General features: G+C 61.3%; 20 protein-coding genes. 12 read left to right on the top strand and 8 right to left on the bottom strand.

Translation table 11 applies throughout. The features are described 5' to 3' along the window. Positions 1-10: 10 nt before the first annotated feature. The 11 genes from VJ698_RS04385 to VJ698_RS04335 all read left to right on the top strand — a co-directional run bounded on the left by VJ698_RS04385 (position 11) and on the right by VJ698_RS04335 (position 11,969). Positions 11-1,165, top strand: coding sequence for an iron-containing alcohol dehydrogenase (locus VJ698_RS04385; RefSeq protein ID WP_324101475.1), 1,155 nt, complete (start codon positions 11-13; stop codon positions 1,163-1,165). Then, entirely contained in the window at positions 1,165-2,079 is a 915-nt protein-coding gene (locus VJ698_RS04380; RefSeq protein ID WP_324101474.1) for a sugar ABC transporter permease, read from the top strand. The genes VJ698_RS04385 and VJ698_RS04380 overlap by 1 nt, the downstream gene beginning before the upstream one ends. After that, positions 2,072-2,905 (top strand): carbohydrate ABC transporter permease, encoded by an 834-nt coding sequence (locus tag VJ698_RS04375; RefSeq protein ID WP_324101473.1) that lies wholly within the window; start codon positions 2,072-2,074, stop codon positions 2,903-2,905. The genes VJ698_RS04380 and VJ698_RS04375 overlap by 8 nt, the downstream gene beginning before the upstream one ends. Before the next feature lie 18 nt (positions 2,906-2,923). Then, the gene (locus VJ698_RS04370; protein ID WP_324101472.1) at positions 2,924-4,399 is read left to right on the top strand and encodes an aldehyde dehydrogenase family protein; all 1,476 of its coding nucleotides are present in this window, start codon (positions 2,924-2,926) and stop codon (positions 4,397-4,399) included. Next, positions 4,377-5,555, top strand: a complete 1,179-nt coding sequence (locus tag VJ698_RS04365) for an ABC transporter ATP-binding protein (protein WP_324101471.1) — start codon at positions 4,377-4,379, stop codon at positions 5,553-5,555. Before VJ698_RS04370 ends, VJ698_RS04365 begins: the two co-directional genes overlap by 23 nt. Then, positions 5,552-6,907 (top strand): FAD-dependent oxidoreductase, encoded by a 1,356-nt coding sequence (locus VJ698_RS04360; RefSeq protein ID WP_324101470.1) that lies wholly within the window; start codon positions 5,552-5,554, stop codon positions 6,905-6,907. The genes VJ698_RS04365 and VJ698_RS04360 overlap by 4 nt, the downstream gene beginning before the upstream one ends. A 15-nt stretch (positions 6,908-6,922) precedes the next feature. Beyond that, positions 6,923-8,233: a sugar ABC transporter substrate-binding protein gene (locus VJ698_RS04355; protein WP_324101469.1), complete on the top strand. Its 1,311-nt coding sequence runs from the start codon at positions 6,923-6,925 to the stop codon at positions 8,231-8,233. Positions 8,234-8,641: 408 nt separating this feature from the next. Then, entirely contained in the window at positions 8,642-9,019 is a 378-nt protein-coding gene (pcaC, locus tag VJ698_RS04350) for a 4-carboxymuconolactone decarboxylase (RefSeq protein WP_324101467.1), read from the top strand. Positions 9,020-9,022: 3 nt separating this feature from the next. Continuing rightward, positions 9,023-9,907: an NAD(P)-dependent oxidoreductase gene (locus VJ698_RS04345; RefSeq protein WP_324101466.1), complete on the top strand. Its 885-nt coding sequence runs from the start codon at positions 9,023-9,025 to the stop codon at positions 9,905-9,907. Continuing rightward, positions 9,904-11,151, top strand: coding sequence for an alpha/beta hydrolase (locus VJ698_RS04340; RefSeq protein ID WP_324101465.1), 1,248 nt, complete (start codon positions 9,904-9,906; stop codon positions 11,149-11,151). The genes VJ698_RS04345 and VJ698_RS04340 overlap by 4 nt, the downstream gene beginning before the upstream one ends. Beyond that, a complete protein-coding gene (locus VJ698_RS04335) occupies positions 11,148-11,969 on the top strand; it encodes an N-acyl homoserine lactonase family protein (protein WP_324101464.1) in 822 nt (273 codons plus the stop codon). The genes VJ698_RS04340 and VJ698_RS04335 overlap by 4 nt, the downstream gene beginning before the upstream one ends. A gap of 92 nt (positions 11,970-12,061) precedes the next feature. Here the strand turns inward: VJ698_RS04335 and VJ698_RS04330 are convergent, their stop codons facing one another. Next, positions 12,062-14,119 carry a c-type cytochrome gene (locus VJ698_RS04330; protein ID WP_324101494.1) on the bottom strand — a complete coding sequence of 686 codons (2,058 nt, stop codon included), beginning with the start codon at positions 14,117-14,119 and terminating at the stop codon, positions 12,062-12,064. Between the two features lie 336 nt (positions 14,120-14,455). Here VJ698_RS04330 and VJ698_RS04325 point away from each other — a divergent pair, with 336 nt between their 5' ends. After that, entirely contained in the window at positions 14,456-15,820 is a 1,365-nt protein-coding gene (locus tag VJ698_RS04325) for a PLP-dependent aminotransferase family protein (RefSeq protein ID WP_324101463.1), read from the top strand. Between the two features lie 266 nt (positions 15,821-16,086). Here the strand turns inward: VJ698_RS04325 and VJ698_RS04320 are convergent, their stop codons facing one another. The 7 genes from VJ698_RS04320 to VJ698_RS04290 form a co-directional block, all read right to left on the bottom strand. After that, positions 16,087-17,286: an ABC transporter substrate-binding protein gene (locus VJ698_RS04320; RefSeq protein ID WP_324101461.1), complete on the bottom strand. Its 1,200-nt coding sequence runs from the start codon at positions 17,284-17,286 to the stop codon at positions 16,087-16,089. Between the two features lie 80 nt (positions 17,287-17,366). Then, positions 17,367-18,077: a hypothetical protein gene (locus VJ698_RS04315; protein ID WP_324101459.1), complete on the bottom strand. Its 711-nt coding sequence runs from the start codon at positions 18,075-18,077 to the stop codon at positions 17,367-17,369. Between the two features lie 27 nt (positions 18,078-18,104). After that, positions 18,105-19,739 carry a hydantoinase B/oxoprolinase family protein gene (locus VJ698_RS04310; protein ID WP_324101458.1) on the bottom strand — a complete coding sequence of 545 codons (1,635 nt, stop codon included), beginning with the start codon at positions 19,737-19,739 and terminating at the stop codon, positions 18,105-18,107. Next, positions 19,736-21,820 (bottom strand): hydantoinase/oxoprolinase family protein, encoded by a 2,085-nt coding sequence (locus tag VJ698_RS04305; RefSeq protein ID WP_324101457.1) that lies wholly within the window; start codon positions 21,818-21,820, stop codon positions 19,736-19,738. Before VJ698_RS04305 ends, VJ698_RS04310 begins: the two co-directional genes overlap by 4 nt. A gap of 9 nt (positions 21,821-21,829) precedes the next feature. Next, positions 21,830-22,948, bottom strand: coding sequence for a histidinol-phosphate transaminase (hisC, locus tag VJ698_RS04300; protein WP_324101455.1), 1,119 nt, complete (start codon positions 22,946-22,948; stop codon positions 21,830-21,832). Positions 22,949-23,539: 591 nt separating this feature from the next. Then, a complete protein-coding gene (locus tag VJ698_RS04295; RefSeq protein ID WP_324101453.1) occupies positions 23,540-24,598 on the bottom strand; it encodes an NAD(P)-dependent alcohol dehydrogenase in 1,059 nt (352 codons plus the stop codon). Between the two features lie 131 nt (positions 24,599-24,729). Next, positions 24,730-25,422 (bottom strand): GntR family transcriptional regulator, encoded by a 693-nt coding sequence (locus VJ698_RS04290; protein ID WP_324101452.1) that lies wholly within the window; start codon positions 25,420-25,422, stop codon positions 24,730-24,732. Positions 25,423-25,635 lie beyond the last annotated feature (213 nt).

Here is a 25,635-nt window from a genome sequence, read left to right as displayed (position 1 = left end):
GATATCTGCAATGATGCAATTCTCCACCGTCTGGCCGCGCGACATGCTGTTCGGGCGCGGCGTCCTGAAACAGCTGGGCGCCCGCGCCCTGGCCATGAACGTCAAGCGCATGATGATCGTCACTGACGCGGGCCTGGTCCAGTGCGGCCTGGCCGAGCAGGTTGCCGCTGCCTTGAAGAAGGACGATATCGACGCGCATATCTTCGCCGAGGTGCAACCGAACCCGACCATGAAAGAAGTGCGCAACGGCGTGGCACTGTGGCGCAAGAGCAGTTTCGATGGCCTGCTCGCACTCGGCGGCGGCAGCTCGATGGACGCCACCAAAGCCATCGCGACCACCCTGCTCTCCGGCATGGAGATCGTGGACCAGGTGAACAAGGGCGTCGACCAGTTGCCCGGCGATCCGGTTCCCTTCTTCGCGGTGCCCACCACTTCCGGCACTGGCAGCGAGGCGACTTCCGCTGCGATGGTGAAAGATGACGACGGCCGCAAGTACCTGATCCGCAGCCTGCGCTGCCGCCCGGTCCTGTCGGTGCTCGATCCGGAACTGACGGCAAGCGTGCCGCCGCGCATGACCGCCGCCACGGGCATCGATGCGCTGATCCACTCGCTCGGCGCTTATACCAATGCCAACGTCCACCCGGTTGCCGACGTGCTCGCGCTGGAGGCGATTCGCCTGGTGATGGAGAACCTGCCGCGCGCGGTACAGAATGGCAAGGACATGGAAGCGCGCGAGAACATGATGCTTGCCAGCCACATGTCCGGGATTGCCATCTCCTGCAAGGGCAATGATGCGATTCACGGCCTCTCGACGCCGGTCGAATCGCTGCTCGATGTGACCCACGGCGAGAGCCTGGCCGCAATCCTGCCGCACGTGGTGGCATTCAATATCGAGGCCAGCCCCGAGCGCTACGCCAACATCGGCCGCGTGATCGGCGCTGCCAGTCAGTCCGCCGACACAACGGAAGCGGCGCGCGCCACGCTTGCCAGGTTCACGGAGCTGCGCGACCAGATCGGTGTCTCGCGCGCGCTGGGGTCGCTGGGCGTGAAGGCCGAGATGATCGATCGGCTGTCGGAGTTGGCCGAGGGCAGCCGCTCGACCCAGCTGAACTGTCGCAAGATGTCGCGCGACGACATCCAGTCGCTCTACCAGCGGATGCTGTAATGACTGCCGCGGCCCTTCCCATGTCGCGGCCGGGCGGGAGGCTGGCGCAGGTCAGCCTCCCCTACCTCCTGATGGCGCCGGCCTTGCTGCTGCTGACGGTGCTCACTCTCGTTCCGCTGCTGTACTCAATCGTCATGAGCTTCTTCGAGGCGGAGCTGGGGCAAGGGCTGGGCCGCTTCGTCGGCTTTGCCAACTATGTCGCCGTGCTGCACGACGCGCGTTTCTGGAACGCCGCGTGGAATACCGTGGTCTGGGTGCTCGGCTCGGTATCCTCGCAGGTCGTGGTCGGCGTGTTGCTCGCCGTCGCCCTCGACCGACTGGTATTCGCCCGCATGTTCTTCCGCGGCGCGCTCTTCCTGCCGTGGGTGATGCCAGTCGCCGTAATTGCCTATCTGTGGCGCTGGATTCTCAATCCGCAAAACGGCATCGTCAATGTCACGCTGCGCAACGCGGGCATCGAATGGGGCGCTACGGCTTCCTGGCTGTCCGATCCCGAATCGGCGATGTACAGCGCACTGGTGGTCAACCTGTGGCGCGGCGTGCCATTCGTGTTCGTGATGGTGCTGGCGGCACTGCAGGGCATTCCGAAAGAGGAATACGAGGCCGCGCGCATCGCTGGCGCCGGGCCCTTGCGCGAGTTCTGGTACGTCACCCTGCCCAATCTGAAGCTGATCATCGCGACGATCGTCCTGCTGCGCACCATGCAGATCGCGAACAATTTCTCGATGATGTGGCTGCTCACCGGCGGCGGGCCGGCAGAATCGACGGAAATCCTGCCCATCCTCGTGTACGTGCACGCATTCGGCGCGCACAAGTTCGGCCAGGCATCGGCGCTGGCGGTGCTTCTGTTGCTCCTGCTGATGGCCATTTCGCTGATATACGTCCGTGCATTACGGGAGCGACGCGATGCTTAAGAAGACCTCTCCCGGCTCGGCGTTTGCCTACGCATTGATCGTGCTCGTGACGCTGGCGACGCTGTTCCCGCTCGCCTGGATGGTGCTGACCGCCATCAAGCCAACGCAGGAGATCTATTCGCCCACAGCATCGTGGCTTCCCTCGGTCATAGACTGGACGCACCTGAAGACGGCGTGGGTGGAGAAGAACTTCAGCCTGTACTTCGTCAACAGCCTGCTCATCTCGCTCGTCACCGCCACCTTCAGCACCGCAGTCGCCATCCTCGGCGGCTACGCGCTGGCACGCTTCGAGTTCCCAGGAAAACGGATACTCGGCGCCTTCGTGCTGCTGATCTACCTGGTGCCGGTGATCCTGCTGGCCCTGCCCTTCTACCTCCTGCTGTCCGGTCTCGGCCTGCTCGACACCAGGATGGGCCTGGTACTGGCAGTGGCCACCTACGCGGTGCCGTTCTCGGTGTGGGTGCTGAAGGGTTATTTTGCGCAGGTGCCGCCGGAAATCGAGGAGGCCGCGGTGGTGGACGGCGCGAGCCGTGTCGGCGCATTGTGGCATGTGGTGCTGCCGGTCGCGCTGCCCGGCATTGTCGCCACCTTCCTGTTTTCCTTCATCCTCGCCTGGGATGACTATCTGTTCGCCCTCATCATCGTCAACTCCGACTCGATCCGTACCTTGCCGCTCGCGGTCGGCCTGCTCGCGAGCGATTACGTGATCTCGGACGGACTGATGATGGCCATGGGCACCATCACCACGATACCGATCGTTCTGCTGTATCTGTTCTTCCAGCGCTACTTCATTAGCGGCCTGACCGCTGGCTCAGTCAAAGGCTAAATTCAAGGAGACATATCGATGGACCAGACATTACCGAATTTTATCCGCCAGACGCCCTACCCCCTGCTGATCGACGGCAAGGAAATGCCGTCGGAGTCGGGCGCAACATTTGCAACCATCAATCCTGACACCGGCGAAGTACTGGCACAGGTGGCGCGCGCCAGCGCGCCGGATGTCGATCGTGCGGTGCAGGCGGCGCGGCGCGCCTTCGAGGGGCCGTGGGGCAAGGCCACGCCGCGCGAACGCAGCAAGGCGCTGATGCGGCTTGCATCGATCCTGAACGACAAGGCGGAAATGCTGGCCCAGATCGAAATGCTCGACGTGGGCAAGCCGATCAAGCAATCGCGCGCATCGACGATCTCGCTGGCGCCGACCATCGAGTATTACGCCAGCGTCCTGCTCTCGCTCACCGGGGAAACCATCAACATCTCCGATCCGACACTGATGGATTTCACGTTGCGCGAACCGCTCGGTGTCTGCGGTCTGATCGTGCCATGGAACTATCCGGTCAGCCTCGCAGTATTGAAGATGGCCCCCGCGCTGGCTGCCGGCAATACGGTCATCATCAAGCCTTCGGAAGTGACGCCGCTCTCCACCACCGAACTCGGTCTGGCCGTGATGGAAGCCGGCATTCCGCCGGGCGTCGTCAATATCGTGCATGGCACCGGCCCCGAGGCTGGTGAGGCCCTGGCACGCCACCCGGGCGTGGCGAAAATTTCTTTCACCGGCGGCACTGTCACCGGCCGGGCCATCTTCCGTGCCGCGGCGGACAGCATCAAGCGCCTCACCCTGGAACTGGGCGGCAAGTCTCCGCTGCTGGTATTCGCCGATAGCAATATCGACGCGGCCGTCACGACGGCATACAACGATATGACGCGCAATACCGGGCAGGTCTGCGCAGCCTGCACGCGCCTCGTGCTGGAGCGCCCGATCGCTGAAGAATTCCTCGAGAAGCTGAGCAAAAAAGTGGCCGGCGTGAAGATCGGCCGCCCGCAGGACAACGACACGGAAATGGGGCCGATCGTGAACAAGACCCAGGTCGAGCGCATCCATTCCTATCTGAAGGTTGCGCAGGAAGAAGGTGTGCAAACGGTGCGTCATGTCGATCTCAGCGGCCGTGCGGAGCTGCAGCGCGGTTTCTACATGGACCCGGTCCTGTTCCTTGGCGCGAACAACAGCATGCGCGTGGCGCGCGAGGAGATTTTCGGGCCCGTGCAGACGGTCCTGACTTTCGATACTGAAGAGGAAGGCGTTCGCATTGCCAACGATTCTCCCTACGGCCTGGCCGCTTCCATCTTCACGCGCGATGCCGCCCGGGCCATGCGCATGACGCGCCTGATCCAGGCCGGCACGGTATGCATCAACCATGGTGCCAAGGCCTCGGTCGATGCGCCGTTCGGTGGCTACAAGGAAAGCGGGATCGGCAAGGAGCGCGGGATGCTGGCCATGCTGGATGACACACAGGTGAAAAATGTCCGTTACTCCATTCAATGAATCGCGGCCGCACATCGAGATCAACGGCATCGTCAAGAGCTTCGGCGGCCACACGGTCCTGCCGGACCTGAACCTCTCGATCGCGCCCGGTGAATTCGTTGTGCTGCTCGGCCCCTCCGGCTGCGGCAAGAGCACACTGCTGCGGCTCCTCGCCGGACTGGAGGAGCCGAGCGCCGGCCGTATTCGCATCAATCAGCGCGATATCACCGACCTGCCTCCGCGCAGCAGGGATGTGGCGATGGTGTTCCAGAGCTATGCGCTGTATGCGCACCTGTCGGTGGCCGACAACATCAGCTTCCCGCTGCGCATGCGCAATCCGTGGTACTACGAGATTCCGCTGATCAGCCGGCTGATGCCGGAGGCCCGCCGGCGCAAGCAGGAACGCCGTACGCGGGCAGCCGAAGTGGCGAAGGCAGTCGACCTGCAGAACCTGCTGCATCGCAAGCCGCGCGAACTCTCCGGCGGGCAGCGCCAGCGCGTGGCGCTTGCGCGCGCGATGATCCACGACCCTTCGGTGTTCCTGATGGATGAACCGCTGTCCAATCTCGACGCGCAACTGCGCGCGCAAACCCGCGCCGAAATCATTCGTCTCCATCAGCGGCTCAAGCGCACGTTCATCTACGTGACGCATGACCAGATCGAGGCAATGACCATGGGCACGCGCGTGATCGTGATGAACCAGGGGCGCATCCAGCAGGACGGCACGCCCGACGATTTGTACGATGCGCCGGCGAACACCTTCGTCGCCGGCTTTGTCGGCACCCCGGCGATCAACCTGCTGTCGGTGAAAGTGAGTGCTGCAGGGCTGCAACTCGGCGGATCACCGCTTGCGGGAACGCGGGAATGGCTGGGATCGGCGCTGGCCGATCTGCCGCCGGATGTCCTGCTGGGCATTCGCCCGGAATATGTCGCGCTGGGACAAAGCGGGCTGCCCGGACGCGTCGACCTGGTCGAGCGCCTCGGCACCGAGCAGGTGATCTCGGTCGTGACGGAGGGCGCCACGCTGCGTGTCAAGCTCGACAGCGAGCGGCGGTACCAGATCGGCAACCAGGTGTTCCTTGAATTTGACCTGTCGCGCGCGCATCTCTTCCGTTCCGACAGCGGCGCCCGCATCGAACTGGCACGACAGGAAACGGCGTTGGGAAAGACTGCATGATGGCCAATACCGTACGTGAACCGGCACGCGATATCCCGGTCATTGCCGAGCCGGACGTGCTCGTTGCGGGTGGCGGTGCGGCCGGGATCGCCGCGGCTGTGGCCGCATCGCAAGCTGGCGCATCCGTGATGCTGCTGGAGCGCTGGGGTTTTTTGGGCGGCACGCTATCCGCCGTGACCCTCGGAGGGTTCTGCGGCGTGTGGACGGTCACCCCGGAGCGCCTGATTCCCGTTGTTGGCGGTCTCTTCAATGAATTCGCTGACCGGCTGAAGCAACGCGACGGCATTACCGCACCACGCCGATGGATGAAAGTGGCGTCGCTGCCCTACGACCCGACCCTGGTCAAGCTGGTTTCCGACGAGATGCTGGAGGCGCGCGGTGTCGACGTGCTGTTCCATACTTGGGTCGCCGATGTGCTGACCGAGGATGGACGCGTGGACAGCGTCCTGCTCGAGAACAAGGGCGGACGTTTCGCGGTACGTCCGCGCGTGGTGATCGATTGCACGGGAGATGGCGACGTGGCGGCACGCGCGGGCGCGCCCTACGAACTCGGGTCGGGCGGCATCACCCAGTTCGGCTCCAGCATGTTCCGCATGGCGAATGTCGACATGCAGCAGTTCGGCACCTTGTCTCGCGATGAAATCAGCCAGCGGCTGGAAACTGTCGTCAATGAAGGCACACCCTTGCCGCGCACGATGGTTGCGCTCTACCCGCATCCGATCAACGGCGTGGTGCACCTGAATGCCACCAAGGTCGCACGCAACGACGGGCGTCCCTTCGACCTGACCGATCCGCGCGAACTATCCGAGGCTGAGCGTGTGGGACGCCGACAGGTATTTCTGTACGAGTCCGTGTTGCGCAAGCACATGCCCGGGTTCAAGGATGCGCGCGTGGTGGACATCGGCGCGCAGATCGGAATACGGGAAAGCCGCCTGATCCGCGGCGATCATGCATTGACGGCGGACGAAGTGCTGGCGGGTGTGAAGCCCGAGGATGGCATCGCCTGCAGCGCATGGCCTGTGGAGTTGCATGGCCATGGCTTGAAGACCGTGTGGAAGTTTCTGGAGGATGGCGAGTACTACGGGATTCCGTATCGGGCCATGACGCCGGTCGGACTGAGGAACGTTCTTGTCGCCGGGCGCTGCATCTCGGCAACGCACGAGGCGCAGGCATCGGTGCGCGTGTCCGCAACGGCATTTGCTATGGGAGAAGCGGCAGGGCTTGCCTCGGTCATAGCCTTGCAGCATGGGGGCGATGTGCGGAAAGTGGATGTGCGTTCCTTGCAGGCGCGACTGCGCTCGCAAGGCGCGATTCTTGAACTGGCCGAGAAGCAAAGGGAAAGCACTATCTAATCAGGGAGAGGGGACATGTATTCATCGATCATCGCGTGCTTGCGCAAATGGACCGCGATTGCCTTGCTCGGCGCGCTGCTTGCGCCCTATGGCGCGCTCGCGCAGCAAGAGCCTGTCAAGCTCACGCTGTGGTTCACCGATTCGCGTTCGCAATACAAGACCTGGCTGGAGAAAGCGGCGGCGGATTATCACAAGACCAATCCGAACGTCAGCGTCGATGTCATCCAGATGTCGCCGAACGATGCCTATGTCAAGTGGCCGGCCGCGATCGCATCGGGCACGACCCCGGATATCACCTGGATGTTCTTCGCCTATGCGGCTTGGGTGAATGATCTTCCAGGCGGCTCCCTCGCGCCGATGGACGACGTGGTGGAAGCTCTCGGAAAAGACAAGTTCCAGGCCGACGGCCTGAGCGCCTGGCGCTATCGCGGCAAATACCTCGGCGTGCCGGCAATGCGGCAGCCGCGCTACCTGTTCTGGCGCAAGGACCGTTTCGCCGCTGCCGGGCTGAAAGAGCCGAAGAGCTGGACTGATGTCATCAATGCGGCGAGAGTGCTGCACAAGCCGGAAAAAGGTGAATACGGCATCGCGATACCGGGCAAGGGCGACTGGTCGCTACGCATGGTCTACGAAATGATCCTGTATTCCAACGGCGGCCACATGCTCACCCGCGACGGCAAGGTGGCGTTCGACAACGAGACGAGCCGCAAGGCCATTGATATTTACAGCGAGCTGTTCAAATACACGCCGCCCGGATCGCTGAATGCCGCGTATGCCGAGGTGAATCGCAGCTTTGCCCAAGGCTCTCCTGCGATGGCCATTTCGCAATCGGTCGCGCTCACGCAATTCCATGATGCGCATCCCGAAAAGGCCGGTCAGGTTGGCGCTGTCATTCCATCGGATGCCGGCTTGCAGATCACCCAGCAGAACAACAAGGGATGGGCGATTTTCGAGAAGTCGAAGCACCAGGCGGAGGCGAAGAAGTTTGTGCAGTTCCTCTTCACCCGGGACCACTATGCCGCTGGCCTCGAAGCGGCTGCCTTGGGCGGACTGGCGCTGTATGACAACAAGGAAGCGATCGACCTGTTCTTCAGCCATGCCGGCTCGATCAAGGCCTATCCTGATGTCGTGAACGTATTGAGACAGAACCACACGGCCTACTACGCCGGCATTGACTGGTATGGGCAGAATCCGAAGGCCGGGATCGTGGGTTCCAAAGGTGTGGTGGAGCGTCATCTGAACATGCATCTGGCGCGCAAGATCGATACAGCGGAGACGGCGAAGGAGATCCAGCAGGAGCTGCAGCAGATTTTCGGGCAGCCTTGATCGCAACACGATGTGATCACCATATGGCCATCGCATGGCCACCATGGGGCGATGTCGGACCTCTTCAGATTGGGCAGCCTGAAGAGGTCCGAGCTTTTCCTGCGGCGCATCGGTCAAACAGTTATTCGTCAGAAGATCTTGTCTCCTTGCGCGGCCAATTCCTGATCGGTGGAAACAGCTTAGGGAATTTTCATTGCCTGATTATCAGCTATCGGTATTTGCACTTTAGTCTGATTGACAGATTGTATGACAATCGATAAAGTCTGCTCATACCAGACGCACCGCGAATGCCGTCAAGCGCGCCGGGCGCCTTGCACTCCGGCACATTGTCCGTGCGGAAAAGACAAGACCGCCGCGGCGGTGCTCAAGCACCATGAACACACCTCACCCACCTGAAGGAGCATGTACATGAACAAGGAACTGTTTGAAAAAGGCCTCAAGACCCGTCGTGAAGTACTGGGCGCAGAATATGTCGACGCATCCATCAAGAACGCCGACGAGTTCAACATGCCGATGCAGGAACTCGTGACCCAGTACTGCTGGGGCGACGTATGGAACCGTCCGGGCCTGGACCGCCGCACCCGCAGCTTCCTGAACCTGGCGATGATCACCGCGCTGAACCGTCCGCATGAGCTCAAGCTGCACGTGCGCGGCGCCATCAACAACGGCCTGAGCAAGGATGAAATCAAGGAAGTCTTCCTGCAGACCGCGATCTATTGCGGCGTGCCGGCGGCCATCGACGCATTCCGCACCGCCAAGGAAGTGTTCAAGGAAATGGGGATCTGATCCATGAAAATCGGATTTATCGGGCTTGGCATGATGGGCTACCCGATGGCGCATCTGCTGGCGCGGGCTGGCCACCAGCTCGCGGTGAGCGACCTGAACACGGAGACGGTGTCGCGTTTCGTCGCGGAGCACGCGGGCGCGGTGCAGGGCGCTTCGCCCACGCAATTCGCCGATGCCGACATCGTCATCACCATGCTGCCGGATTCCAACGCCGTCGAGGCGACCGTCCTGGGTACCGACGCCAAGCCGGGCGTTGCCGCCTCGATGAAGCGCGGCGCCGTGCTCATCGACATGAGCTCATCAGAACCGATGCGTTCACGGCAGCTCGCGGCCACGCTGGCCGACATGGGCATCGATTATCTTGACGCACCGGTGTCGGGTGGGGTCAAGCGCGCAGTCGACGGATCCCTCGCGATCATGGTCGGTGGTGATCCTGTAGTGGCGGCGCGTTGCGACGCGGTGTTGAAGACGATGGGCAAGAACATCACACAAGTCGGCAAGGCAGGTGCAGGGCATGCGATGAAAGCGCTCAACAACTACGTCTCCGCCGCCGGTCTCGTTGCGGCAGCGGAAGCGCTGCATGTCGGCAAGGCCTTCGGACTCGATCCCGAAGCCATGGTGAACGTCATGAACAACTCGACCGCCAAGAACAATACGACGGAAAACAAGGTCAAGCAGTTCATGCTCTCGGGCGCATTCAATTCGGGCTTTTCGCTTGCGCTGATGGCAAAGGACCTCGGTATTGCCATGGGCCTGGGCAAGTCGGTGTCGCAGCCGATGCAGCTGGGCGACGAAGTGCTGCAGCTCTGGCGCGATGCCAATGAAAAACTTGGCAAGGGTGCCGACCATACCGAGATGTACCGCTTCCTGGAAGGTAAAGACGAATGAATGACAGCCTGGTTGTCCGCATCCGCGCTGCGATCGACGCAGCGCGCGCGGACGCCGAGTTCATTCAGGCCATTGCCGGCCTGCCGTTCCAGATCGGGCTGCGCATCGGGCGTGGCAAGGACGCGCCCGTGCTGCACCTGCTCGATACGGCAGCGGCACCCATGCTGGTCCAGCTGTGCGCGGACGAGCGCGTTTGGGAAGAATTCACGCTCCCCTGTCCGCCCGTCGGCTTTCACTCCTTCACTGCCGCGGCACGCGATCCGGCCCGCCTTTCGCTCGAAGGCGAGGCGGTCAACGTCGCCCAGTCGCTGCACGCGCTGGAACGCTTTTTTGAACTGTTGCGCGGCCAGTCCGATGATGACGTTGCGCCGCTGGCCGGCATGGAACATCTCAGCGGCCATTACATTCGCCTGGAAGATTGCCCGGAAGCGGAAAACGCCGTCTACTACGAACGCTCCGGCAACCCGCAAGGGCCAGCCTTGCTAATGCTGCACACCGCTGGCGCCGATGCACGCCAGTTTCATCCGCTGATGACGGACACCGGATTGCGTGCAAGCTGGGACATGTACGCTTTCGACATGCCGGCGCACGGCCGTAGCCTGCCCAACACCGACGGCCTCTGGCAAGGCTACCGGTTGACAAAACATGCGTATACCGCGACTTGCGCAGCTTTCATCCACACCGTCATCAAAAGGCCCACGGTCGTGTTGGGCTGCTCAATGGGTGCAGCCATGGCGCTCGCCCTCGGCAGACAGCATCCGGACGACATCGCCGGCATCGTCGCGCTTGAAGCGCCCTTCCGCGCGGTGGGAAGGAAAACGCCCTATCTCGCACATCCGCAGACCAACCAGGCCGCCCACAATCCGAGCTATGTGCGCGGCCTGATGAGCCCGTCCAGTCCGCTGCGCCAGCGTCGTATCGCGGCATGGATTTATTCGCAGGGCGGTTTCCAGGTCTACTCCGGCGACTTGGCGTTCTATAGCGAGGAATTCGATGCGGAACACGATCTCGCAGGACTCGACGGCACCAGCAAGCCGATCCACCTGCTGACCGGCGCCTACGACTATTCGGCCAGCCCGGCCGACTCGCAGCGCGTTGCCGATCTCATTCCCGGCGCCGTGTTCACCGAGATGCCCGACCTGGGACACTTCCCGATGATCGAAAACCCCGCCGGCTTGCTGCGTCACCTGCGGCCTGTGATGGAGCAGGTACATGCAAGCCTGACCGGAAAGGAGAATCCATGAAGACGTCCGCCTCAACCGGCATCCAGGAATATGAAGTCTTCGCGCTGCGCTACGCGACCGTCGAACGGCGTCGCGCGGAGAATTTCATGATCCACGATCCGCACGATGGGCCGATGCCGATGGATTATTTCGTCTGGGTGATTCGCGGGCAGGACCGCACCTACCTGGTCGATACGGGATTCAACCGTACTGCAGCGGAGGCGCGCAAGCGCACTTTCCTGCGCTGCCCGATCGGTGCGCTTTCCGCCCTGGGCATCGCGCCGGATGATGTCACGGACGTGATCATCACGCACTTGCACTATGACCACGCCGGAAATGTGAACCTGCTGCCGAACGCGCGTATCCATCTGCAGGAAAAGGAATTGCAGTACGCGACGGGGTCCTACATGAAACACCCTTTGCTGCGGAGCGCGTATTCGGTGGACGACGTGGTCGAGATCGTGCGCGGCGTCTACAACGATAGGATCGAGTTCTATTCAGGCGACGCAGACATTGCGCCGGGAATCCAGCTGGTGCACGTCGGTGGCCATACGGCGGGCCTGCAGGCAGTGCGCGTGCACACTGCGCGCGGCTGGGTGATGCTGGCGTCCGATGCCAGCCACTTTTACGAGAACATCCGCAACACCTCGCCCTTCCCGATCGTCTTGCATGTGGGCGACATGCTGAACGGCTTCCAGCGGCTGCTTTCGCTCTGCGACAGCCCGGATCATTTCGTACCGGGGCACGATCCGCTTGTGCTGACGCGTTTTCCGCGCTGGGGCGATGCGGATGACGAGATTGTCTGCCTGCACCAGGCGCCGGTAGAGGCGATCGGCTGAACGCGTTCTATGCACCGGAAACACCGCATCCGTAACAACGTTCAATCAAGGTGCGGATGGGCGTAACTTTCCTTCCCATCCGCACGTTCCTGTCAGTAGCGAGCATCCACCGGTTTTTTATCCTTCGGCCAGTCCTTTACCTTGTCCGGGAAGTCCGGGCGTGGCTGGTGCGAAAAATACTCCGACACATCGACCGCTTCCTGATCCGACAAGCCTCCCTGCCCCAACGGGAACTTCTCATGGAAGCCGATCGGCATGTTGCGCTTGACGAACGCTGCGGCCGTGTAGGTGCGTGCCATGCCTGCGCCGATATTGAATGATTGATCCCCCCATAGCGGCGGGAAGACCAGCGTTCCATCATCCCGCTTGAGCCCCTGGCCGTCATCGCCATGGCATACGGCGCACTGCTTCGTATACACCTGCTTGCCGTTCTCCACGTTCGGCTTGATGGCAGGATCGACCTTGCCAACACCACGTCCGGCCACTTTGTCTTCAGGTTTGGTCTGCCCTTTCATCCAGTCGAAATACGCGACCATCGCTTTCATGTCGTCGGAATCCACGGGCAGCGGCTTGCCATTCATGGAACGCCTGAAGCAGCCATTGATGCGCTCTTCGAGATTGATTACCCTGCCGGCACGCGGCGCGTAGCTCGGGAAGAATGCGGAAACGCCCACGAACGGAGAGCCGTCCGCCACGGTTCCTGCATTGAGGTGGCAGCTGGTGCAGTTCAGCGAGTTGGCGACGTTATTCGGCAGCAGGTCCTTCGTCTCAAGATGCAGGCGCATACCGCGCACAAGCTGCTGAGCATTCGCGGCAGAAAGCATGTCCGCCAGGCGGGGTGTTTCGAACTTCGAAGTGTCCGTTATCTTCGGATCGAGTTCCGCCCGTGCCTTCTTGACCTGTTCCGGCGTCACCGGCGATGCCTTGTTGCCCCAGTTGGCGCGCACGAAAGTCAGGATCTCCGCTATCTCCCGATCCGACAGGCGTGCGAAACCGGGCATCGTGTACACCCGCGGGTACGCGGCAGTCTCAGCGGTTTTCCATCCGGTCAGCGTGATATGCAGCAGCGTCGCCGGATTGGCGGAGGTAATACTCGGGTTTGCCGCCAATGTCGGGAACATCTCCTTGACCCCGGCGCCGTCCCGGCGGTGGCAGTCAACGCAGAACTGCGCATAGCCCAGTCCGCCTCGCGTTGTGAACAGATCGCCTGGTATCGCTGCCTCAGCGGGAGCCGGCGCGACAGGGGCTGCGGGCATCGGCAGATCATCCTTGCCCGGCGGCAGGGACTTGAGATATGTGGCGATGGCTGTCAGATCACTGTCCGAGAAGTGCTGGGTGCTGTGATGGATGACATCGGCCATGTTGCCTGACACCGTGGCGAAGCGGTTCTGGCCGGTCTTCAGCAGCCGGACCGTATCCGGCACCGTCCAAAGGTTGCGCAAGCTGAGCGCGCGCCAGCCTTCCACCGTTTCGCCGGCAAGATAGAGCTGTCCGTTCGAACCGGCATCGTCCATCGCCTTTTCCTGGAACGCGAAGCCGCGCGGCGTATGGCAGGAACCGCAATGCCCAAGTCCCTGCGCCAGATACGCGCCCCGGTTCCAGACTGCATCCTTTTGCGGATTGGCCTTGAAGGGTGTCGTGTCGAGGAACACCCAGTTCCAGAGCGACAAGCCCCATCGCTGGTTGAATGGGAAGTGCATTTCCGATGACTTGTTTGCTTGCCGCACCGGCTGCACTCCACCCATCAGATAGGCGTACAAGGCCCGCATATCCTCCTCGGTCAATTTGCCATAGGAGGGATAGGGCATGGCCGGATACAGGTTATGCCCGTCAGCGGCGACACCCTTGCGCATCGCGCGGTCGAACTGCTCGAAAGTATATTTGCCGATGCCGGCATCGACGTCTGGCGTGATGTTCGTCGAGTAAATGGTGCCCATGGGCGTCTTCAGCTCGAGCCCGCCTGCCATCGGTTTGCCATTCTTCGCGGTATGGCAAGCGATGCAGTCGCCAAGCTGGGCGATATACTTTCCACGCTCGATCAGCGTTGCGTCATTGTTTGCTGTCGATGGGGCTGATGGGGCAGCATGGACATGATGGGCGAGCACGAATGATGTGCCGAGCGCTGCCAAAAGTGACCAGGTGATATTCATAGCCACGTCCCTTCTTGAGTGAGATCTTGTTCGTGTTCAGCGGCATGCAAAGGAAGATCGAGTCCAGTATATGTCTCGACGAAAACTTTACTAGGGCGCGGGTTTGCGCTCGCGCAAGGAGTGCTTGCTTGTTCCGCACATTCCGCTTGGCTGGTTTCGAAGGTGCGAGCTCACCGATAATTTGTGGGTGTGCAAATCTACTGCCGGCCTTATAATACTAGTACATTTTCACCAGTACATTTCCTGGCAGCTTGCCGCCGGTCTTTCGGATGCACCTTCGAGCGCGAGACTCGACAAGCTGCGCACAAGAACACCAAAAGGCCAGAAACTCGTCCCATGAAAAAGAAATGGACTCCATCGATCCGGTCCGCTGGCGGACCGAAATACATGGCCCTGGTCGAGGCACTGGAAAGCGGCATTGAGAAAGGCGAGTTGTGCCCCGGCGACCGGCTTCCGTCTCACCGCGAACTCGGCGACATGTTCGGCGTGACGATTGCCACGGTCACCAAGGCGATGACCGAGGCGGCCCGGCGCGGCATCATCGACGCACGCGTGGGCAGCGGCACCTTCATACGGGAACGCAATGTAGAAGTCCCCGCACCCGACGTCATCGACCTGTCCATCAATACGCTGCCGCCGGACATCGTCGCGGACCTGCTTGCCGACACCATTGCGCGCATTCCGTCCGAGCGCCTGTCGCGCGACCTTTTCAATTACTCTTCCTACGCGATCTCGCCGCACCACCGGCAACTCGGCGCGGCGTGGATCGCGCAATTCTGCACCAGGGCGCGGCCGGAAAACCTGTTGGTCACCAATGGCGTGCACCAGGGGCTGTTGGCCGCATTCGGCGTTCTCCTGCGGGCCGGAGAGTCTGCGATTTGCGAGCCGCTGACCTACACCGGCATCAAGCGCATTGCCGAGTACCGCGGCGTAAAACTGGTCGGGGCGAAATGCGACGAGGAAGGGATCACTCCCGACGGTCTGGAGAGCGAGTTGCGCCGCTCCGAGGCAAAGGTCGTGATCATTACGACGACGACGCAAAATCCGACGACGGCAACGCTCAGCGAAAAGCGCCGGCAAGCCTTGGCGGAAGTGTGCCGGAAAAGCGATGCCTGGATTATCGAAGACGGCGTCAATATCCCGCTTGCCAATGACGGGACGCCATCGATCGCCGATATCGCTCCAGAGCGGACAATTCACCTTACCGGCTTTTCCAAATGCGTCGCGTCGGGATTCCGCCTTGGCTATGCCGTCTTGCCTGAACAGGTTTTCAGCGCATTTCACGATGCACTCGTCAGCACCCAGTGGACCGGGCCGGGTTTTTATTCGGAGCTGGCAGCAAGCATGCTGGCCAATGGCGTGATGGAGCAATGCATTGCGCGCCATCGGGCAGAAGCGGCTGCACGATTCGCGCTGGCGCAGCGGTTGCTCGGAGGCGTTCGCAAGAGCACCTTACCTGCCTATCACGCCTGGATATCCGTACCAACGGGATGGTCGGCCGAAGAATTTGCGGCGCAGGCAGCGCAGATGGGCGTGCGCGTTTCGCCGGCATCGCACTTCGCGGTTTCCCTTGCCGATTTGCCCGCGGCCTACCGCATCAGCCTCGGAGCATGCGCGAACCGCGCCCTGCTGGAGGAAGGACTGACCCGGCTTGCGACCATCGGCAGCGCGCCTTCGCTCGCTTATGGCACCGTGATCTGAGCAAGTCGATAAAAATTCGAAGACACATCGACCTTCGCAGGCGGGCCAGGGCACTGATCAGTGCCCTCACCTCTCCCCGTCGTTCCCGCGAAGGCGGGAACCCATGCTGAGATGATGAGAGTCCAGACGGGAGCATCGCCTTCATGGGCTCCCGCCTTCTCGAGCACGACGAAGTGAGAGGCAAGAATTTCGCACTATCGCAAGACTGGTGCTCACCTGTCTTGCGATGACCGGACCGGGACCTCCCGGTCCGAACCTTCACGACATCACTTCAACGGACAGGTATTTTCGCTCAACGGCTGGTAAGCCTGTTCGCCCGGGATCACTTGCTTGATCTTGATGATGTCCCAGTCTTCCTTCGATTCCGAAGGCTTCTTCGCTTCAGCCAGATACATGTCGTGCACCATGCGGCCGTTCGCGCGGATCTTGCCGCCCTTGGCGAAGAAATCGTTGATTTCGGTCGACTTCAACTTTTTCATCACCGTATCGGGATTGTCGGTGCCGGTCGCCTGAATTGCCTTCAGATAGTTCATGGTCGCCGAGTAGGCGCCGGCCTGGATCATGGTCGGCATGAACTTGTTCTCGGCGTAGAAGCGCTTGGACCAGGCGCGGGTTTCGTCGTTGTAATCCCAGTAGAAGCCGGTGGTGAACAGCAGACCCTGGGCGGTCGGCAATCCCAGCCCCTTGATGTCGGCATCGAAGACCAGCAGGGTGGCCAGTTTCTGACCACCTTTGGTCAGGCCGAATTCAGCCGCCTGGCGCACCGAGTTCTGCATGTCCTTGCCCGAGTTGGCCAGGCCGACGACCTTCGCTTTCGATGCCTGGGCCTGGATCAGATAGGAGGAGAAGTCCGAATCGCTTAGCGGATGCCGGCTTCTTCCCAGCACCTTTCCGCCCAGCTCCTGGACGACCCTTGCCGTATCCGCTTCCAGCGAATGGCCGAATGCATAGTCCGCGGTGATGAAATACCAGGTATCGCCCCCGTCCTTCGTGATGGCGCGGCCGGTGCCGGTCGCCAGCGCATAGGTGTCATACACATAGTGGATACCGTACGGCGAACATTCCTTGTTGGTGAGCGCGGTGGTCGCTGACCCGGCGAAGATCATGATGCGCTTCTTCTCCGCGCCCAAGCGCTGCATTGCAATGGCGGCGGCGGAGTCGGTCGATTCGATGATCATGTCGACCTTGTCACGATCGATCCATTCGCGCGCTTTGGACATCGCGATGTCGACCTTGTTCTGGTAGTCAGCGGAGAACACATTGATGGGTTTGCCGTTGACCTTTCCGCCAAAATCCTTCACCGCCATTTCGACGGCCTTCACGGCGCCCGGGCCGCCGTTGGTGGAATACACGCCGGTCTTGTCGACGATGACACCGATGTTGACAACGTCATCGGAGACTTGCGCCAATGCGAGCCCGGGCAGAGCCGACGCGGCCATAATGCTTGCGGTTAACAGATGCTTCATTGTCTTACCTCCAAGGTTATATTTGTCGATCGTATGCACATGGAAAATGTGCAGTCCTGCTTCGGCGTGCAGCGGCAAAATCAGCCGTCCGTCTGCATGCGCGCATTCCGGAATTGCTGGATCGCGTCGATGACCGCGCTGTTGCTCGTCACCACGGGGACATTGAACGTTTCGACCAGTGCTTCCCTGGCCTCATACGCACGGAAATTGGTGCATGAAACAAAGATGCCATCGAAACTTTTTCCGGCCAGGCACTCGCGGGCGAAAGCGACAATGTCCTCCGGAGTCGGATCGGCGAGCGCCACATTGTCCTCGATGCCCATGCCATATGCGCCGACAATCTCGCGGCCATCGGCCACGGCCGAGGCGACCGAGCGCGTCAGATCCTCGTTGTACGGCGTGATGACCGCCAAGCGCTTTGCGCCCTGCCTCTCGAGCGCTTTCGCCACGGAGGAAATGACGCCCATGCCGGTGCAGCCCGCACGCTCACCCAGGTCCCGGCAGACCTTGGCGTCGTAGTCGAGACCGAAAAGCGAACCGGCCGAGGTGCAGCCGAACACAAGCAAATCGGGATTCAATGTGCCCAGATCGCCAGCCGCTTGCGGTGCGAACTGCTCGATCATGCGGCGTTCGGCATCACGCGTGCACTCGACCAGATACATGCGGTCCGCGTGCACGGTGAAGTTGCTTTTCGGAAGTGCGGCGTGCAGGTCGTTCTCCATCACGGTATTGGATGAAGGTACGAGCAGAGCGACACGCAACGGAACACGCGGGGCCTTCTTGCCATTCATAGCTCAGTCTCCTTTGGTAAAACCTGCTTACTGTTTCTGGTTTTCCGGTGGCGCACCCCATCCGCCACCGCCTGCGGTGATCATTTCCAGCACGTCGCCCTTCGCGAGAATATGCGGCCCGCTCTTGGCGGCGAGTTCACGCGTGCTGTCGCGAGAAATGAGCCTGAACGACGCCAGGCCGCCCGATTCACCTCCCGATACGCCGTGCGCTGCCGTTCGCGTGCGTTCGCCGAGCACGGATGCCTCCACGCCCTCGATCAATGTAGTAAAGGTCTTGCGCACACCCGCGCCGCCGCGGTGAAGGCCGTTGCCGGCGCTCTCGCGGACGATTTCGTAGTTCAGGTAGCGCACGGGCAACGCTGCTTCAATGCCCTCGACCGGCAGGTTCATGGTATTGCCCATGTGGACCCGCAATCCGCTTGGTCCGCTGCCTTGCGCCGTGGCGCCCATGCCACCGCCGATCGTCTCGTAATGGACGAAAGCGCGCTGGCGCACCGGATCAAATCCGCCAAAGGTGTAGACACAAGCGGAGCCATAGCTTCCGGCCGACACTCTCTCCGGAAAGGCCTTCGCCAATGCGCCCATCAGGATGTCCACGATCCGGTTCGCCGTCTCGGTGTTGGCTGCCACGACGGGTGCGGGATAGGTCGCATTCACGACCGTACCTTCCGGCGCGATGATCTCGATCCCCGAATACACGCCGGAATTCGGTGCAATATCTCCACCGACGAAACTCAGCACCGTGTAATACACAGCAGCGGAGGTAATCGGAATCGGCGCGTTGATCGGCCCGCGCACGCACGGAGATGATCCGGTGAAGTCGAAGGACATCGTCGATCCCGTCTTGCGTATGCGCACCTTGACCACCGGTGCCACGTCATCGTCGATCCCATCGCCGTCGAGTGTTTCTTCGTTGGAGACATCCGCATCGGGCAGCGCAAGCAGGCGGCCATCCACCAGCCTGCGGCTATAGGTCTGGGTATCCGCCATCACGCCGGTGACCACGTCCGCACCATACCTGCCGCACAATTCCAGCATGCGCTCGGTGGCGCGGGCATGCCCTGCCAGCGCAGCATGGAAGTCACCTTTGCGGTCGGCGGGCACACGTACATTGGCGAGGATCAGGCGCAACACGTCTGCGCGCAGCACGCCGCCTTCAATGATTTTGACCGGAGGAACGCGCAATCCCTCCTTGATGATTTCGTCGCAGACGGAGGAACTGCCGGCGGCGATGCCGCCGATGTCGGGCCAGTGGATGCGGCTCAGCACAAATGCGATCAATGCCCCCTCGGCAAAGACCGGCGTCAGCAGCGACATGTCCGGCAAGTGCGTCCCGCCCTCGTAGGGATCGTTGAGCAGCACGGCATCCTTCTCGCACCATGTCTCGCGCGGGAATGCCTTGACGGCGGACATCGCGGTAAACCGTGCGGCACCGAGATGCACCGGAATGTCGACGCCTTGCGCAATGACGTTGCAATCACGGTCCAGGACGACGCAGGACAGGTCCGCGGAGAGACTCAACAACGGCGAGAACGAAGTGCGCATGATCACGCTTTTCATCTCGGTGCAGATTGCGTAAAGCGCGCTCTTGACGACCTCGAAGGTCACCGGATCGCTGTCCAGCACGCTTCGCGACTGGATGCGGTGTTCTGTAGCGTTCATTTGCCACTCCCCATGATCTGGAAGGCGACGCTGCCGTCGGCGCCGATTTTCGCGTACTGGCTGGCACGCACCCACACGGTCGATCCGGAGTGCTCGATCAGCAGCGGCCCTGCGAGGTCGGCGCCGATGCAGTCCGCAGTGCGGTAGACCGGCAAGGCTTCCTCACCGCCGTCCGCGCGCAGGAAACGCTGTGTGCGATAAGCACGCGTCGTCGCTGCAGTTGCGCCTTCGGTCGAAAAGATGCGTGCCGTCGAGCCACCCATGGGTAGCGATGTCACCAAATGCAGATTCACCAGTTGCACCTTGGACTCGGCAAGATCGAAACCGAATTCCGATACATACATTCCCCGGAAGCGCCGCTCGATTTCCTCGGCGGACGGCATCGACGTGCCATACGCGCCGAGCGGCACGCGCAGTTCGAAGAGCTGGCCGGCAAAACGCAGATCGGCAAAGCGCTCGAAGCTCGCCGGACTGCTGCTGCGCGGCTCGTTTTCAAGCAGGGCATCCGCCTTGTCTTTCAAGCGCGCGAACGCCTGCTCGAGCACCTCCGCGCGCAGTTCACGGGTCGCGCACAGCAGGGTTTGCGACAGATCGTGGCGCACTTCGCCGAGCACGGCCCCGAGCGCCGAAAACATCCCGGGAAGCGGCGGAATCACGACTTCCTTCGCACCGGATTCGGCACCGACCCACGCCGCATGCAGAGGACCGGCGCCGCCGGAAGCCACGATGGAAAATTCGCGCGGATCGAGGCCGCGACGTACAGTGGCGAGGCGGACCATTTCAGTCATGCTCGCCACGGCCAGTTCGAGGATGGAGTGCGCCGCGCGTGCCACCGACCAGCCCATAGGCGTGGCGATATGCGTCTCGATCGCTTCTACCGCAAGCTCGCGTGAAAACGCGACGCCGCTGCCTTCGAAGGTTTCCTGGCTGAGCGTGCCGATGACCGCATGGGCATCCGTGACGGTCGGCAGTTTTCCGCCGCGCGAGTAGCAGGCCGGTCCCGGATTGGCGCCCGCGCTCTCGGGGCCCACTTTCAGCACGCCGCCGCCATCGATCCAGGCGATGCTGCCGCCGCCCGCACCGATCTCGATGATGTCGAGCACGGCACTGCGGATCGGATAGCCACCGACATTCCTGCCGTTGACCAGTTGGTCGGCGAGGAACTCGTCGGTCACCTTCGGCTTGAAGTCCTGGATCACTCCGGCCTTGGCGGTTGTGCCGCCCATATCGAAGGCAATCGCATTCTTGCGGCCGGTGGCGCGTGCATACGCTGCGGTGGCGATCATGCCCGCAGCTGGGCCGGATTCGATCAGGTGCGCCGGATAGTGCGCCGCATTCTCCGGCGATGTCAGGCCGCCGTTGGACTTGACGATCATCAGGTCCTGCACGCCCATGGTGCGCGCCTTGTCGGCGATGCCACGAATGTAACGGCCGACAGCCGGGCCGATGTAGGCATTGACGACCGTCGTGCTGGTGCGCTCGTACTCGCGGAATTCAGGACAGACGTCACTGGAAACGGTGACGAACGCTTGCGGCAGGGCCTTCTCGATGGCACGCCGTAGCTGCTGCTCATGTGCCGGGTTGGCATAGGCATGCAGGAATGCGACAGCGACCGCATCGACCCCGGCGGCGCGAAGCCGGTCGATGACGGCGGCCTCGTCGGTCAGCGGCGTGACGGCATTGCCCTCGGCATCCATCCGTTCGTTGACGCCGATGCGCCGCTCGGCCGGTACCAGCGGCTCCGAGACCTGGACTGACAGATCATAGAGCGTGGGGCGGTTCTGGCGGCGCAGCTCGATGACATCGGTAAACCCCGCCGTGGCCAGCAGAGCGACCTTGGCGCCCTTGCGCTCGATCAGCGTATTGGTTCCGACCGTCGTTCCATGGCAGACGAGCGCGCCGCGTACGTCCAGGCGATCGGCAATCCTCTGCAGCGCGCCAATCACCGCATCGCCCGGATTGGATGGCGTCGAAGGCAGCTTGAACGCCATCAGAACGCTGCTGCCGTCGGCATCGAGCACCACGGCATCGGTAAAGGTGCCGCCCACATCAATGCCGATGAGCATCCTGTTCACTGTCATTGCGTCCTCTTATGCAATCCTGATGTCGGCCAGGGCCGAAACAAAACGGTCCATGTGCTTCTTGAGGTTCACGTCCACACGCAAGTAGCGGCTGCCGAGGCCCGGAATGTCGGAGCCGTCCTTGACGATGACGCCGCGCTTGAGCAGCTCGTTGAAGACCTTGGTCGAATCCAGCTCGGGCGCGAGGATCTCGGTCAGGAAGAAGTTTGCCCGTGATTCCGGCACCATGCGGAAGCCACGCAGGGAAGCCATCCGGTCGGCCACGTAGGCACGCATTTCCACGACTGTCTTCACTGCGCGATTCACATGCTCGTCGTCGTTGATGCCGGCGATGCCGCCCGCGATCTGGAGCTGCCCCATGTTCCAGGTCGGCTTGATATGCCGCAGTGGCAGGATCAAATTGTTGTTCGCCGCAATACCGAAACCGATACGCAGGCCGGCCAGGCCGAAAGCCTTCGACAACGTACGCAGCACGATCAGGTTGGGGTATTTCGGCAGCAGTTTCATGCCGAATTCGTTTTCCGTATAGTGGACATACGCCTCGTCCAGCACGACCAGCGTATCCGCGCTGGCTGCATCGCAGACTCGCACCGCCTCTTCCTCCGTGACCATGCGCCCGCTCGGATTGTGCGGATTGGTGATGAAGGCAATCTTCGGATTCACCTTTTTCATCGTCTCGATGTACTGGTCGATCAGCGGATCAAAGTCTTTGCCCATCTGCGAAAACACCGGGCGACGTCCTTCGCAGTTGGAATAGATGCGATACAGCGGGAAACAGGGATTGTGCATCAGGACCGGCTCATCGGGCTTTGCGAAAGCGCGAATGACCATGGAAATGACCTCGGTTTCACCCGAGCCGCACACGACATTGTCAGGATCGAAACCGTATTTCTGGCCGATTGCCTCGCGCAGGCGCTTGGCGGTCCAGTCCGGATAAATATCGATGCGCCCCGCCGCCGCGGTCACTGCGGCAAGCGCCTTGGGTGACGGGCCGTGCGGGTTTTCCGCCGAACCGAGCTTGGCAATCTGATCAAGCGGAATACCGTAGGTCTGCGCGACATATTCGGTCGGCAGACCGGGAACGTACACCTCACCTTCCGTCAATGCCGCGTAACTTGCCTTCACCATTCTTCACTCCTTTTTGCTGGTTATCACTTGGTGGCTAACATTTCGCCTTATGTACTAGTACTATAGCACGCATTTGAAATAAGCATAGCCTTACATTTAGATCCAGCAAGCAGAGTTTTCAGGCTCTTCAGAGGCAAAATGCCAGTGACGGCGCAGGAAAATTTCCGTTGTCACGTTAACGAATGTCAATCATGCCTCCAAACTCTTTTCCGCATTGCAACAGTACGAACCGCGCATGCGTAAATAGAGTGTACCAGTATATTTAACGAGCTTGTATACGGCAAATGGCGGGGGAAGTGCAGGTTACCTGGATGGGATTTCGCGCTCGTGATCAACCGATCTGCAAAGCGCTTTTGCCAGCGGGGTGTTGAAAACGCCGCGGGCGGGCGGAGATTGTGATCGGCCCGCGTAGGTGCGAGGAGCGCGCGCGTACGAGCAGTGCGCAGAGCACCGCAGTGCCTAGAATCGGCTGACGCAGGTGTTTTTCAACACGCTGTGAGAGGATGGGGACTGGCAGGTATGAGGGCAAACGGCCCGTCAGGAAGGCACGCGTCGAACTTCTTCCGCAGTGCCCCGAACGAGCCTGTGCAATCACGCACGTTGCTTGAGCGAAGCCATGTCGATCACAAAGCGGTATTTCACGTCACCCTTGAGCATGCGCTCATAGGCCGTATTGATGTCCTGGATGCGGATCATCTCGATGTCGGAAATGATGCCGCGTTCACCGCAAAAATCCAGCATCTCTTGCGTTTCGGCAATGCCCCCGATCAATGAGCCGGCCAGTCGCCGCCGCTTCATGATGAGGTTGAACACCTGCGGCGACGGGTGCGGCGAGGCCGGCGCACCGACCAGCGTCATGGTGCCGTCACGCTTGAGCAGTTCGATGAACGGATCGAGCGGATGCGGTGCAGCGACGGTGTCCAGGATGAAATCGAACGAATTACGGTGCGCTTCCATTTCACTCGCATTCCTGGACACGACCGCCTCGTCGGCACCGAGCCGCGTCGCATCCTCCCGCTTCTCGGGCGAAGTGGTGAAGAGCACGACCTGCGCTCCCATGGCGTGCGCCAGCTTGATGCCCATGTGACCCAAACCGCCAAGACCGACGATGCCGACCTTCTTTCCAGGGCCGACTTGCCATTGCCGCAGAGGCGACCAAGTCGTAATGCCCGCGCACAACAAGGGGGCGGCGCTTGCCGGATCGAGATTGTCGGGGATGCTGAGAACGAACTTGTCGCGCACCACAATGTTGTTGGCGTAGCCGCCGTAGGTCATGCCGCCGCTATGCATTTCCTCGCCGTTGTAGGTGCCGACGAAACCGTTCTCGCAGTATTGCTCCAGCCCCTCCGCGCAGGCGCTGCAATGCTGGCAGGAATCTACCATGCAGCCGACCCCAACCAGGTTGCCCTTTTTAAAGCGCCTGACCTGGCCGCCGACTGCGGCGACGCGGCCGATGATTTCGTGCCCGGGCACAACAGGGTAAACCGTATTGCCCCATTCATTGCGGGCCGTATGCAGGTCGGAGTGACAGACGCCGCAGTACAGGATGTCGATCTGGACGTCGTCCGCCCGCAGGTCGCGGCGCGTGAAGTCGAGTTGGCTGAGTGGTTCGTGCGCGTTGGTCACACCGTATCCGGTGGATGACAGCATGGATGTGGCCTTTCATTTTAAACAAGTCTGGAGACTTGAATGGACTGGGCCAGCCCTTGCGAGTTCCGGTTGTGAAGTGAATGTGGGAATCCTGCAGTGCGGCAGGTCCATGAACCGCGAATCAGGCCCGATTATTTGCCGGCGGCGATCGGCGCTGTGTCTTCCTGGTTCAGCACTGCCATGGCCGCCTTTTCCGCGTTGACGACGTGCAGGCGCGCTGCTTCGCGTGCGCCCTCCGGGTTGCGCGCCTTGATCAGCGCAAACAGCTGATCGATTTCCTTCAGGCTCTCCGGAAGCCGGTCATGGCGCGAGAACGAGGTTGCACGCAACAGGCTGATGCGCGACAGCAGGTTCAGCAACATTTCACTGACCAGTGCATTGCCGCAGCCGCCCAGGATCACATCATAGAAATCGGCCTTCGCCTTCAGCAGGCGCCTGCGGTCGGGGTTTTCTGCTTCGATATGGAGCCGCTTGACCGTTGCCTCCAGCCGGCTGACCTGTTCATTGCTGGCGAGGCGAGAAAATTCCTGCACCGCGTAGCTTTCCATCAGGGCTCGGATCGCATACAAGTCTCTGGCTTCCTGCGCAGAGATCGAGGCAACCATGGGCCCGCGATGTGGCACGATGACGATGAGCTTTTCCGCTTCCAGCTTTCTCAGCGCCTCGCGGACCGAGGGCCTGCTCACGTCCAGCAGTTCGCACAGTTCTCGTTCGACAAGGCGCTGCCCGGGCAGGAAGCGCCCCTCCATGATGGATTCGCGAAGGTAATTTTCCACGTAGCTGCGGAGGGTGTCGGGCTTGCGGAGAACTGCTGGCGACTGCATGCGGATTTGTCCAGTTCGAAGTGTTATGGGCCTGCCAAGGAATACATTATGCATTTTGCCGGACATGGCGGGATGCAATGCAAGGCCTTCGCTGCTTGCAATGCACCCGCCATGCCCGAGAAAACTGTGCAATGTATTGCTTGGCAGACCCTATGCAGAGTCGTCATTTCCTGGTCTCTGCGGGCATGCTCATTTTACGAGATGCAACACTTT

Origin of the sequence: Noviherbaspirillum sp., assembly GCF_035254685.1 — a bacterium.
Taxonomy (GTDB): domain Bacteria; phylum Pseudomonadota; class Gammaproteobacteria; order Burkholderiales; family Burkholderiaceae_D; genus Noviherbaspirillum.
The sequence above is the reverse complement of the archived record's forward strand: the minus strand, read 5'-3'. Positions and strand labels throughout refer to the sequence as shown.

Excerpts from the sequence above, each read along its gene's own strand:
- VJ698_RS04360 (WP_324101470.1), top strand. The coding sequence starts at position 5,552 with ATGATGGCCAATACCGTACGTGAACCGGCACGCGATATCCCGGTCATT.
- VJ698_RS04385 (WP_324101475.1), top strand. The coding sequence starts at position 11 with ATGATGCAATTCTCCACCGTCTGGCCGCGCGACATGCTGTTCGGGCGC.
- VJ698_RS04365 (WP_324101471.1), top strand. The coding sequence starts at position 4,377 with ATGTCCGTTACTCCATTCAATGAATCGCGGCCGCACATCGAGATCAAC.
- pcaC (WP_324101467.1), top strand. The coding sequence starts at position 8,642 with ATGAACAAGGAACTGTTTGAAAAAGGCCTCAAGACCCGTCGTGAAGTA.
- VJ698_RS04340 (WP_324101465.1), top strand. The coding sequence starts at position 9,904 with ATGAATGACAGCCTGGTTGTCCGCATCCGCGCTGCGATCGACGCAGCG.
- VJ698_RS04315 (WP_324101459.1), bottom strand. The coding sequence starts at position 18,077 with ATGAATGGCAAGAAGGCCCCGCGTGTTCCGTTGCGTGTCGCTCTGCTC.
- VJ698_RS04320 (WP_324101461.1), bottom strand. The coding sequence starts at position 17,286 with ATGAAGCATCTGTTAACCGCAAGCATTATGGCCGCGTCGGCTCTGCCC.
- hisC (WP_324101455.1), bottom strand. The coding sequence starts at position 22,948 with ATGGTGAAGGCAAGTTACGCGGCATTGACGGAAGGTGAGGTGTACGTT.
- VJ698_RS04335 (WP_324101464.1), top strand. The coding sequence starts at position 11,148 with ATGAAGACGTCCGCCTCAACCGGCATCCAGGAATATGAAGTCTTCGCG.
- VJ698_RS04305 (WP_324101457.1), bottom strand. The coding sequence starts at position 21,820 with ATGACAGTGAACAGGATGCTCATCGGCATTGATGTGGGCGGCACCTTT.
- VJ698_RS04330 (WP_324101494.1), bottom strand. The coding sequence starts at position 14,119 with ATGAATATCACCTGGTCACTTTTGGCAGCGCTCGGCACATCATTCGTG.
- VJ698_RS04375 (WP_324101473.1), top strand. The coding sequence starts at position 2,072 with ATGCTTAAGAAGACCTCTCCCGGCTCGGCGTTTGCCTACGCATTGATC.
- VJ698_RS04345 (WP_324101466.1), top strand. The coding sequence starts at position 9,023 with ATGAAAATCGGATTTATCGGGCTTGGCATGATGGGCTACCCGATGGCG.
- VJ698_RS04380 (WP_324101474.1), top strand. The coding sequence starts at position 1,165 with ATGACTGCCGCGGCCCTTCCCATGTCGCGGCCGGGCGGGAGGCTGGCG.
- VJ698_RS04290 (WP_324101452.1), bottom strand. The coding sequence starts at position 25,422 with ATGCAGTCGCCAGCAGTTCTCCGCAAGCCCGACACCCTCCGCAGCTAC.
- VJ698_RS04310 (WP_324101458.1), bottom strand. The coding sequence starts at position 19,739 with ATGAACGCTACAGAACACCGCATCCAGTCGCGAAGCGTGCTGGACAGC.
- VJ698_RS04355 (WP_324101469.1), top strand. The coding sequence starts at position 6,923 with ATGTATTCATCGATCATCGCGTGCTTGCGCAAATGGACCGCGATTGCC.
- VJ698_RS04295 (WP_324101453.1), bottom strand. The coding sequence starts at position 24,598 with ATGCTGTCATCCACCGGATACGGTGTGACCAACGCGCACGAACCACTC.
- VJ698_RS04370 (WP_324101472.1), top strand. The coding sequence starts at position 2,924 with ATGGACCAGACATTACCGAATTTTATCCGCCAGACGCCCTACCCCCTG.
- VJ698_RS04325 (WP_324101463.1), top strand. The coding sequence starts at position 14,456 with ATGAAAAAGAAATGGACTCCATCGATCCGGTCCGCTGGCGGACCGAAA.